The sequence below is a fragment of the Sphingobacterium shayense genome (genome assembly GCF_013179575.1).
GTDB classification, from domain to species: domain Bacteria; phylum Bacteroidota; class Bacteroidia; order Sphingobacteriales; family Sphingobacteriaceae; genus Sphingobacterium; species Sphingobacterium shayense.
The window spans coordinates 2,864-12,876 of record NZ_JABMCQ010000126.1 but is presented as its reverse complement, the minus strand read 5'-3'; the positions used below and the strand labels follow the sequence as shown (position 1 = coordinate 12,876).

At 38.5% G+C, this 10,013-nt stretch carries 11 protein-coding genes and 1 pseudogene; 6 read left to right on the top strand and 6 right to left on the bottom strand.

What is annotated here, in order from left to right:
- Window positions 1-233, top strand: a pseudogene (locus tag HP439_RS13805) (N-acetylgalactosamine-6-sulfatase); the annotation flags it as partial.
- A gap of 479 nt (window positions 234-712) precedes the next feature.
- Here HP439_RS13805 and HP439_RS13800 read toward each other — a convergent pair.
- Window positions 713-1,714 carry a beta-ketoacyl-ACP synthase III gene (locus HP439_RS13800; RefSeq protein WP_172390928.1) on the bottom strand — a complete coding sequence of 334 codons (1,002 nt, stop codon included), beginning with the start codon at window positions 1,712-1,714 and terminating at the stop codon, window positions 713-715.
- 362 nt (window positions 1,715-2,076) lie between these two features.
- On the opposite strand from HP439_RS13800, the gene HP439_RS13795 reads away from it, so the two are divergent.
- The gene (locus tag HP439_RS13795; protein WP_172390927.1) at window positions 2,077-2,295 is read left to right on the top strand and encodes a hypothetical protein; all 219 of its coding nucleotides are present in this window, start codon (window positions 2,077-2,079) and stop codon (window positions 2,293-2,295) included.
- A 22-nt stretch (window positions 2,296-2,317) separates the two neighbouring features.
- On the opposite strand, the gene HP439_RS13790 is transcribed toward HP439_RS13795, so the two are convergent.
- Both HP439_RS13790 and HP439_RS13785 read right to left on the bottom strand, forming a co-directional pair.
- The gene (locus tag HP439_RS13790) at window positions 2,318-3,448 is read right to left on the bottom strand and encodes a serine hydrolase domain-containing protein (RefSeq protein ID WP_172390926.1); all 1,131 of its coding nucleotides are present in this window, start codon (window positions 3,446-3,448) and stop codon (window positions 2,318-2,320) included.
- On the bottom strand, window positions 3,423-4,079 hold the full coding sequence (locus HP439_RS13785; protein ID WP_172390925.1) for a peptidylprolyl isomerase: 657 nt from the start codon (window positions 4,077-4,079) through the stop codon (window positions 3,423-3,425). Before HP439_RS13785 ends, HP439_RS13790 begins: the two co-directional genes overlap by 26 nt.
- Before the next feature lie 101 nt (window positions 4,080-4,180).
- Here HP439_RS13785 and mgrA point away from each other — a divergent pair, with 101 nt between their 5' ends.
- Together mgrA and HP439_RS13775 are read left to right on the top strand one after the other, a co-directional pair.
- Window positions 4,181-5,209: an L-glyceraldehyde 3-phosphate reductase gene (gene mgrA / locus HP439_RS13780; protein WP_172390924.1), complete on the top strand. Its 1,029-nt coding sequence runs from the start codon at window positions 4,181-4,183 to the stop codon at window positions 5,207-5,209.
- Between the two features lie 166 nt (window positions 5,210-5,375).
- Window positions 5,376-6,083 carry an AAA family ATPase gene (locus tag HP439_RS13775; RefSeq protein ID WP_246229365.1) on the top strand — a complete coding sequence of 236 codons (708 nt, stop codon included), beginning with the start codon at window positions 5,376-5,378 and terminating at the stop codon, window positions 6,081-6,083.
- A 58-nt stretch (window positions 6,084-6,141) separates the two neighbouring features.
- On the opposite strand, the gene HP439_RS13770 is transcribed toward HP439_RS13775, so the two are convergent.
- Genes HP439_RS13770 through HP439_RS13760 form a run of 3 tightly spaced genes read right to left on the bottom strand, consistent with a single transcriptional unit; the run spans window position 6,142 to window position 8,388 of the window.
- Window positions 6,142-6,948, bottom strand: a complete 807-nt coding sequence (locus tag HP439_RS13770; RefSeq protein ID WP_172390923.1) for a MetQ/NlpA family lipoprotein — start codon at window positions 6,946-6,948, stop codon at window positions 6,142-6,144.
- A 31-nt stretch (window positions 6,949-6,979) separates the two neighbouring features.
- The gene (gene metI, locus HP439_RS13765) at window positions 6,980-7,633 is read right to left on the bottom strand and encodes a methionine ABC transporter permease MetI (RefSeq protein ID WP_172390922.1); all 654 of its coding nucleotides are present in this window, start codon (window positions 7,631-7,633) and stop codon (window positions 6,980-6,982) included.
- A gap of 14 nt (window positions 7,634-7,647) precedes the next feature.
- Window positions 7,648-8,388, bottom strand: a complete 741-nt coding sequence (locus HP439_RS13760) for a methionine ABC transporter ATP-binding protein (RefSeq protein WP_172390921.1) — start codon at window positions 8,386-8,388, stop codon at window positions 7,648-7,650.
- 244 nt (window positions 8,389-8,632) lie between these two features.
- Between HP439_RS13760 and HP439_RS13755 the strand changes: the two genes are divergently transcribed.
- Together HP439_RS13755 and HP439_RS13750 are read left to right on the top strand one after the other, a co-directional pair.
- Window positions 8,633-9,502: a hypothetical protein gene (locus HP439_RS13755; protein WP_172390920.1), complete on the top strand. Its 870-nt coding sequence runs from the start codon at window positions 8,633-8,635 to the stop codon at window positions 9,500-9,502.
- 123 nt (window positions 9,503-9,625) lie between these two features.
- Window positions 9,626-9,871 (top strand): hypothetical protein, encoded by a 246-nt coding sequence (locus tag HP439_RS13750; RefSeq protein WP_172390919.1) that lies wholly within the window; start codon window positions 9,626-9,628, stop codon window positions 9,869-9,871.
- The last annotated feature ends 142 nt before the right edge of the window (window positions 9,872-10,013 follow it).

Below are 10,013 nucleotides of genomic sequence, written 5' to 3'. Positions count from 1 at the left end.
ATTTTTTTAGTTATCCCAAAGGCAAGAACCGTAGTCCGTCGTTGGCAATGAGAGAGGGAAAATGGAAATTTCTTATGAATCAAGATGGAAAGAGAATCGAGCTATATAATTTGGATGTCGATAGGCAGGAAACTCAAAATGTAGCAAATGCCAACTCCGAATTGGTTAAAAGGTATAAGTCCGTTCTTGAAAGTTGGTATAATAAGTTACCAGCATTCATATCGATTGAATGATTTTGTGTGTCAATTTCCATTGGAAGCTTACACATGGGTTTTGTAAAATCATTTGTACATCGTTATTGATGGGTAGCATATTACTAAGCTGATAAGATTATAAATGCGTAGCGTTCATTGTCGATTAGCTGCTTTGTAGATTCATGATCCAATATTTAAAATAAGAATATGACACTGTCCAAAATAGATTTTACCCCGTTTCAAAGAGTCCGGTTCGCTAAATATTAGGTGCAGTTGTCCAGTGAATAATGGTGTTTTTGCGATTCTTGTGCGGTCAGACTAAGAGATTTGTTAGCAGCAAAGAATATTCTCAGACAAAGGGGGTGAATACCGCGGGCAGTATAAGACTTCCCTTAAGGACAAGATTGTGATTGGAAAAATAGAGGACTTCGTCGGAGTCGGCCGTGATAGCACATCAGGATACTGGAGAAGGGTGCCTCTCAATCAAGTTGAAGCTTATCTTTCGGAACGGGACGATATTAAATCGCCCATCGTAACAAACTTGCTCCCCAAGAAAAACCGGCACCAAATGCTGTTAACATTAACAAATCGCCCTTTTGGAGTAATTTGATGTTTTCCCATATACACAGCGGAATTGTTGCGGCGATGGTATTGCCGAAGTATTCTATATTAGATAAAGTTCTTCCAGTTTCAATATTGATTTCTTTACCCACACCATCGATTATACGTTTGTTTGCTTGGTGCGGTACGAGCCAGTCTACTTGATCAATACTGAGGTTATTTTTCCTCAGCACTTCATTACAAGCATTAGCCATAGATTGGATGGCCTGTTTAAAAACAACTTTACCATCTTGGCGAATATAATGTTTTTCCACATCAATCACCCCGTTTTTATTTGGATGTAAAGAACCGCCTCCTTCGATATTCAAAAATTCACGGCCGTCTCCATTACTTTGCATATAGGCGTCGATTACACCGTTTTCGAGCGAGGGTTCTAACCATACAACGCCGGCCCCATCGCCAAACAGAATGTTTGTTGAACGATCGTGAATATCGACAAATGCACTTATGTTATCAGCGCCTACAACTAACACATTTTTGTATCGACCCGTTTCTATCAACGAGGAGCCCATATCTAAAGCATAGAGGAAACCCGAGCATGCAGCGTTGATGTCAAAAGCCCAAACGTTGTTTAATCCAAGTTTTTTCGCAATAATATTTGCTGTTGCGGGCATCATGACATCGGGTGTGGAAGTTGCAACGATAAGCGCATCCACATTCGATAGATCTTTTTCGTATTGTACCGAAAGGTTCTGAATCGCCTTTACCGCCATATCAGAAGTAGCAAACCCTTGATCTAATATTCGACGTTCCTTGATACCTGTACGCTTTACTATCCACTCGTCTGACGTATCGCATAACTCTTCCAAGTCGAAGTTTGTTCTTCTTTTTTGAGGTACGTATCCGCCGATTCCGGTAATTGCAGCATAGTAAGGTTTCGAGGCGTAAATATTTTGCATGGATTTTATTATTCAAATTAAAGTTTGGCAAAGGTAAATAAATTTTAGCATAGTTTCGGTGCCCTAACTTTCTGCTTTATGAAGCGAAAAAAGAGGATTGCTAATTTATCTTAATACTTTATATGTCTTTGAATTTGTTTTAAAAAATAGACTCATGACCAATTTTTTTTGCAATAAAATGTACTTTTTGTTCTGTCTGAAAAAGGTAATTTTTTTCACATATATTTTATTTTTATATTGAAAGTCATTTGGTTATCGAAAAATCTAGCTACCTTATGTTTGCTTTATAAAGCTAGCTATGAGGTTGGTTACATGAAATTTTAAACCTTTTACGTCCGTTGGACATCTTAAAAATGATATCTATGGAAAAATTAATTTTTGAAACCAATGTTGCTTCCACATCATCATTGGGTGAAATCCACATTGCTGTAAAGAAAGTCAAAGGCATTTCTAAATGGCATATTGATATGGATTCCAATTATCGGTTGCTCACTATCGAGGGGAAATCGTTGGATCAACAAGAGATTATTTCTCAGCTTTCCACGCATGGAGTTGAAGCTAGTCGACTGTACGAGGAATAGATTTGTTGGTGTTCTTAGGTCGTCAACTTCCCGAATAAATTTTATTCAACCAAGAGAATGCGGATTCGCCAAGATAAGTCTTCATCAAGTTATCACGATTATAGAAAGAAAGAATTTCATCGAAGAGTTTTGATACGATGAAGTCGTCACGGTTTGTGAAGACTATAATTGAAAATTTATTGTGGATATCGACATAAATAATATTCTGAAAGCCTGTGGACTCACCGGAATGGAATAGGTGAAAGTGGCCGTATTTGTCAACGAAATTGAACAGCCCTAGTTGATAACGAACATGATCTTTGACTTGCATACCGTTATTAAACAGTTTAGTATAATCATTGTCTTTGGGGAACCTATCGATGAGAAATTGACACCATTTCTGCATTTCCAAGGGTGCCAAGTAAGCTCCACCGTCTCCTTGGGTCGCGCTAGTTATGCTTTGATCGGCATAATTGTAATGTGCGCCAACCGGATGATACCCGTACGCTCGATCTAGGATACGCGCCTGCGGCGTATAAACTAGAGCTTCGGTTATATTAATGGGTTCAAATAATTCTTTTTTGACATAGTCCGCGAAGGTAAGCCTGCTCACTTTTTTTATGATTAAAGCTAAAATACAGTAAGCGGTGTTACTGTACCGGAATCGTTGACCGGGTTGGAATTTAAGTTTTGGACGTTGAACAATAATATCCAGAACATCTTGATCGGACACTTGCTCCGTTCGCTTTTCAGGAATCATGTACTCATAGTCTGGTAATCCTGAGGAATGTTGCAATAGATGCTTTATTTGTATCGAATTAAATTCGTCGGGTAAATTGTCGAAGATTTCCGTCATAGAAGTAGAGATCTCTAGTTTTCCTTCCTTGACCAAACGGTAGATAGCATGAGCAGTAATTTGTTTCGTAACAGATGCCATTCTAAAATGTGTATGCTGGCCAATTGGCTGCTGTTTTTCTAGGCTTCTTAATCCGTTATAATATGAAAAGATCGTTTTACCTTCTTTGGAAACTAGCACAGCTGCTCCTGGGCTATTAGCAACGTTAAGTAACTCATCTAAATTTTTTTTTAAGTCCAAGATATTCTTTTGAGCGTTGGTCAAGCAAGGAACCAAAAGGAATACAAAAAATTTAATGAACGTTAGATATTTCATCATTGATTCTTTTGAAGGTAAAAGGGACTACTTTGAGAGGGAAATCTTGGGCATTTGTCTTTATCCTACTTATTTCAAGCAATACATTAAGACCTTCGTAAACTTCACCGAAAACTGTAAAGTCCTTATCTAATCGCGGTTGCCCGCCAATCCTAAGATATGTTTCACGCTGTCTTTCAGTAAATTTAATATGTTTTATTTTTTCTAAAGAATCTAGTTGCGCGGGTGTTACTGCGCTACCCACTACGAAATATATCTGCTTTAAAAAGGAAGCCTTTTCTTCATTAGCATCTCTGCCGGCACCGAGCGCGCCTATTTTATGGAAAGCTCGGTCGTCAAATTCAGCAGCCAACCTCGGTTTCCCGTTTTCGGGGTGTGTCGCTTCATATTTTTCGATGTCAATATCATGGTCGCCGCCCTGGATAACGAATCCTTCGATGATCCGATTAAACAAGGCATCCTTGTATAGGTTATTTTCTAATGAGGATAGTATTAAATCACGATGAGCGGGCGTGAAATCATACAGGACGACTTTAAAAGAACCGTAACTCGTCGTAAATTCAATCTTGTTGGTTTGCGCTTTAGTTGATACTGATATTAGTAATACCGCTAGGGCAGTGATGTATAGTTTCATTAATGTGCGTTTAAGGAATCTAAAAGTATTAAAAATTAAATAGTAATAGATGGTATTATTCTTAAAAATGTATCTTTGACTTAACAAAGAAACACACTCCGATGACTTATACACCTGATCCTTCGCGTTACCAAAAAATGCGTTACAACCGCTGCGGAAAGAGCGGTTTATTGTTGCCTGCTATTTCTTTAGGGCTGTGGCATAATTTCGGTGATGATACGCCACACCAGACGAAGGTTGATATTTGTACCACGGCATTCGATTCGGGGATTACCCATTTTGATTTAGCCAATAATTACGGTCCCCCTGCAGGGAGTGCTGAAAAGGCATTTGGCCGAATTCTGCGCGAGGAATTCTTCGGTTTACGCGACGAGATGATCATTTCTTCAAAAGCGGGTTATTTAATGTGGCCGGGACCATATGGAGAATGGGGAAGTAGAAAATATATTCTGTCTAGTTGCGATCAAAGCCTTCGTCGACTGGGGGTGGATTATTTGGATATCTTTTATTCTCACCGATTCGATCCCAACACCCCAATTGAAGAAACCATGCTTGCATTAGATCAATTGGTACGGTCAGGTAAAGCCCTCTATATAGGTATCTCGTCGTATAATAGCAAGCGAACAAAAGAAGCGCATGATATTCTTAAAAGCCTAGGTACACCATTTATCATTCATCAGCCGAGTTATTCGATGTTAAACCGGTGGGTAGAAGAAGATGGTTTATTAAATACGTTGGAAGAAACTGGACTAGGGTCGATCGTGTTTTCGCCTCTAGCACAAGGAATGCTAACTAATAAGTATATTCAAGAAATTCCCGCAGCAAGCAGGGCTAGTCAGGGTAAATCTCTTTCAACGACTTTCTTGACTGGCGAGAATCTTGAGAGAATTCGTGCTTTGAATGAGATAGCAATCCAGCGGGGTCAGTCACTTGCCCAAATGGCAATAGCTTGGGTTTTAAACAACAAAAGGGTAACTTCAGCGCTCATCGGTGCGAGTAAGCCGCAGCAAGTAATCGATTGTGTTGGAGCAATTGAGAACATTAATTTTAGCGAACAAGAGCTAATAGAGATTGATAAGTATGCTGTTGATGGAGGAATTAATATCTGGAGTCAATCAGCGGAACTTTAAATATTTTAATGCTATCTCTCTCAAGATGAAGATTTTATGCTGAACCTTCGGGTCGTATATAGGGGTACTTTACAAACAAGTACAGGGGTAATAATTTTCCTAGGAAATACGAAAGCAGGCGTATTCCGGCCATCTCGTTGTGCACGGATGACTTTTCCTGCGTAATTTGATATTGAATATTTTAGATCTCCTTATTAATCAAAAGGAACATGTTTTATTGGCTGATGTCTACTTGTCGGTGCAAAATAGAGTATTAGTTGAACATCTTATTAAAGAAAGAAAACACATTGATTTGTTACATGGTTATGGCTTACCCGTTAATAATAAAGTTCTATTGAACGGAAGTTCGGGATGTGGAAAAACGACCACCGCTAAAGCAATTGCAAACGCTTTAGGGAAACCACTGTATATATTAAATTTAAGTAATATTGTTAGTGCTCGCATAGGAGAGACAGCACAAAATTTAAAACTCGTTTTCGACAGAGCTGCTCGGGACAGTGCTGTACTTTTCTTAGACGAATTTGATCAAATCGCTAAAGCCCGCGGGTATGCTGATACCGATGTAGGAGAGATGCGAAGATTAGTAAACAGTTTAATCCAGTTAATCGATTTTTTTCCAGAAAAAGGGCTCTTAATTTGCGCAACTAATCATTTAGAGGTCATCGACGCAGCCTTGCAACGACGTTTTCAGGTGAATATGAAATACGAGCTACCCACGGAGACTCAGTTGAATCAGTATTACGACAGTATTCTTTCTAAATTTCCAGAATCCATTACGGAGATAGAGCGCCTCTATAAACTATCCTATGCCCAAGCAAAAGATTCTGCGTACAACCAATTAAAAATTAAACTGCTCGCACAAGTAGATGAATAGTAAAAGCGTGGCATTTAAAGATTTGTAGCGCACATTATTCATTTAGTAAGTCTTTGAGTTACCACCCGCGGATTGCCCCTCCTTTAAAAACTTGTTCAGCAACAGCGTCGACTTCGTCTGATTGATATGCTTTGGTGAAATCAAGTACTCTTTGATCATCTTTATTCTCTTGTCTACTAACTATAATATTTACATACGGAGAGCTAGAATTTTCTACGATAATACCATCATGTTTGGCCATCAGGTTATGTGCAGCAGCAAAATTATTGTTTATGATGGCCAACGAAACTGTTGCGTCATCAAGTGTTCTAGGCAATTGCGGAGCTTCAAGTTCGAGGATATTCAGTCGCAGCTTGTTTTCGATAATATCCTCTTTGGTCGCCAATAGCCCAGTCTTATCATTTAATTTTATAAGGCCCGCTTGTTGAAGAAGTAGAAGGGCACGTCCTAGATTTGTGGGATCATTTGGGATGACGACAGTGTCTTCATTTTTGAGTTCGCTAATAGATTTGATTTTCTTTGAATAACCAGCCATAGGGTATATGAATGTGTTTCCCACGACAGCAAAATTGTAGCCTCGGTTTTCAGATTGCCCATCAAGGTAGGGTCTGGTTTGAAAAACATTTATGTCGATATCCTTTTGCTGCAATGCTTCGTTAGGCATAACGTAATCGTTAAACGTTACAAGTTCAACCTCGAGATTAAATTTTGCTTTTGCTACTTTTTTAGCTTCTTCAGCAAGTCTCAACTCTGGACCTGCCTGTACACCTACACGCAATGTTGAAGAATCATTTTCCGATCCGCATGACCAAAGTAAGCTGAGGATTAGTAGTCCAAAAATAACTGATGTGAATTTTTTCTTCATTATATATTTTTTGATTTTGTCAAAAGAACATCTATCTATGATTTACAGATTTTGAAAGGCGATCACCCAGAAATTGGATACCAAAAACGAACAAAACAAGGAGTATTAATACAATGTTCATAATTAATGCGTCATAGCCCACGTAGCCATATTGATAACCAATGTGGCCGAGACCTCCTGCACCAACTGCACCACCCATAGCTGAGTATCCTACCAATGTTATTAATGTCAATGATGCACTATTTATTAATGCAGGAAGCGATTCTGGAATTAGAACCTTACGAATGATTTGCATTGTAGAAGCACCCATTGATCGCGCGGCTTCGATTATTCCGTATGGAATTTCTAGTAAACAATTTTCAACAAGGCGAGCCACGAAGGGGGCGGCACCGATGCTTAAGGGAACAATAGCAGCTTTCATCCCAATAGAGGTGCCGACCAATGAACGCGTGAACGGAATCATCCAAACGATCAGAATGATGAAAGGAATGGCGCGAAATAGGTTTACAAAAAATGCAATAACACTATTTGCGGATTTGCTTTCGAGTAGTTGTCGTTCTCTGGTTAGAAATAAAATAATGCCAAGCGGAAGCCCAATCAAAAAACTGAAGAATCCCGAAGTGAAAGTCATGACGAATGTTTCCCACGTGCCCTTTGCTAATAACCATACTGTCGCTTCTGTCATTTTATTAGGTTAGCTTAAATAAGTGAAGGATTTAAAAGTTCTTTAGTGACGGGCGATTTTGGACAACCAAAAACGTCAACCGTATCGCCCACTTCAACAATCTGTCCATCGGATATTACTGCTACACGGCTACTTACGGCGCGAATAACTTCCATTTGGTGAGTGATAAGAACGATGGTAATATTTAGGTCTTTATTAATCCGTTTTAATAATGACAAAATAGAGCGTGTTGTCTGCGGATCCAGTGCACTAGTCGCTTCATCACAGAGCAATATTTCCGGATCCGATGCTAACGCTCTTGCTATTGCAACACGTTGTTTTTGGCCGCCTGACAATGCGGAAGGGTACTCTTCTGACTTTTCTTTTAAGTCAATTAATTCCAGCAGCTCGTTTGTCTTTTTACTAATTATTTCGCTACTTATTCCCGTAAGGTGTAAGGGGAACGCAATATTCTGAAAAACTGTGGCAGATGAAAGTAAATTAAAGTGTTGAAAGATCATCCCTATTTTTCTCCGAATAGGAATTAACTCCTTTTCGGAGAGATTTTCGATCGATTTTTGATTTATTGACACAATTCCCGATGTAGGGCGTTCCAACATGTTTATCGTACGAACTAACGTGCTTTTCCCAGAGCCAGAATAACCAATAATACCGAATATTTCGCCCTTTTTTATATGTAATGTCACATTTTTTAATGCATGTATTTGTTTATGCTTTTTGAAAAATGTTTTATTAACCTGCTCTAACCTAATCATAAAGTTTTGTTATAATACCTCCCTAATCGTTCACACTATAAGTGATATAGGCGGATAATATACTGTACAAATATAGCGTTTTTTTTGAATATTGATTTAAGTCTATCTGATTAGTCGTATATATATGATGACTGTTCGAAGGTTTGGCTATGGATGATTTTAGTTAAGCGTCAGAGTTCAAAACTAATCCAGATTGTTTGTATTTCCTTATGAAATAGATATCTTCGAATTTAAATTTAGAAGCATGGGGATATTTGATTTGTTTAATAGGAAGAAAGGAGGCGACAAAAAAGTTGCTTTGGAAGCTGTGGATCATAATATAGAAGAATCGGCGTCAGTTCGCGCGGAAAATAAATTGCCGAACGCGGATATTGACAATGGAGACAAGATCGAGAAAGACGGCACTCAATCAAATGGGTATAAAGGAGATTTAGAACATACAGCGATAATAAAATCGTTGCTTGAAACCCCAAAGGAAAATAGAGATGATACCTGGATAATAAGTTTCCTTTCCCATGTGGCAACAGCAAGTTTTATTTGCGGAGAACCGCAGGTTATACAAGGTCCGGACAAATTTCCATACTTTCAAATTTTCATACCAAAACCTGGTGTTGCTTTTCAATGTTATGTCATAGAAAAAATGATCGACGATTTTTTGCTTGAAAATGGTTTTGGTATTGCATTAGAACCAAAGGGAAACGAGGTTGAATGGGTCCTTACCTATGGCGATTTGCTACACTATTCGGTACATCGAACATTTGCTTATCCTACTAATCATGGGTTTGTTAAATCAGGCACGGATAACGAAGTTCTCGATGTAAATGAACAAGTATTGGTTGGCGCTCCCTCGGAAAAAATTTTACCGACAAATTCACGGCACGTCATTAAATCCTTCCTGCAGGCTCAGGGCATCCAAGAACCTAAAGTATGTTTAATTAATCGCCAAGGAGATGTTAGCGGGCAACATCTGGTTTTTAATATCGTACCTTGGCAGTTTGAAAGTGAAGGTCATTATCAGTCAATTCTTCGAGCGTTAGGATGGTTTTTGCCTGGTTACTATTCTTTTATCGGGGTAAAAGAAGAGGTTTTTAAAGAGGATTTTGTATCGTTATAATTTTAAAAAAGGCATAAGAGTTCTGTAGATCAAAAATAAAGGGTAAAGGGGATTCCTGTCACTTAAACAAAATACCTTGTTTGTTTGTTATTAGTGTAAAGAAATAAGTTAATCTCAAATGTTATGATGGGTTTTGTTAAACTTAGTCGCGAAGTTTTGGTAGAACTTAGAACAAAAGGGTATAATGCTCTACGCAGTTGTGACCACGACGGCAATAATGATCCTTCTTGGGTACCGGATCAGTTGGGTAAGAAGTTTGTCGAATTTTCCTATATAAAAATCGGGAGACACCAGTTTATGCTTATCGAAAATGCTTTAGTAAATTATGATGAAGCAAGATTTACAGGGATGGTATTTATAGAGAACTAAATAGTTCTTCTTTCTTTCTAGTTCATGTTAGGGGTTTTTGGAAAATTGGCAACGTGAGCATATTTTGGACCTAAACTTATTATCGCTTGTTTCCAAAGGTCTTCACCATCTTCAAGGAGTAATAATTCGGTTGGAAATTTAT

What these genes read in the sequence shown, in the direction of transcription:
- HP439_RS13800 (WP_172390928.1), bottom strand. Translation starts at nt 1,714, where the DNA reads ATGCAAAATATTTACGCCTCGAAACCTTACTATGCTGCAATTACCGGA.
- HP439_RS13760 (WP_172390921.1), bottom strand. Translation starts at nt 8,388, where the DNA reads ATGATTAGGTTAGAGCAGGTTAATAAAACATTTTTCAAAAAGCATAAA.
- HP439_RS13770 (WP_172390923.1), bottom strand. Translation starts at nt 6,948, where the DNA reads ATGAAGAAAAAATTCACATCAGTTATTTTTGGACTACTAATCCTCAGC.
- HP439_RS13790 (WP_172390926.1), bottom strand. Translation starts at nt 3,448, where the DNA reads ATGATGAAATATCTAACGTTCATTAAATTTTTTGTATTCCTTTTGGTT.
- metI (WP_172390922.1), bottom strand. Translation starts at nt 7,633, where the DNA reads ATGACAGAAGCGACAGTATGGTTATTAGCAAAGGGCACGTGGGAAACA.
- HP439_RS13795 (WP_172390927.1), top strand. Translation starts at nt 2,077, where the DNA reads ATGGAAAAATTAATTTTTGAAACCAATGTTGCTTCCACATCATCATTG.
- mgrA (WP_172390924.1), top strand. Translation starts at nt 4,181, where the DNA reads ATGACTTATACACCTGATCCTTCGCGTTACCAAAAAATGCGTTACAAC.
- HP439_RS13755 (WP_172390920.1), top strand. Translation starts at nt 8,633, where the DNA reads ATGGGGATATTTGATTTGTTTAATAGGAAGAAAGGAGGCGACAAAAAA.
- HP439_RS13785 (WP_172390925.1), bottom strand. Translation starts at nt 4,079, where the DNA reads ATGAAACTATACATCACTGCCCTAGCGGTATTACTAATATCAGTATCA.
- HP439_RS13750 (WP_172390919.1), top strand. Translation starts at nt 9,626, where the DNA reads ATGATGGGTTTTGTTAAACTTAGTCGCGAAGTTTTGGTAGAACTTAGA.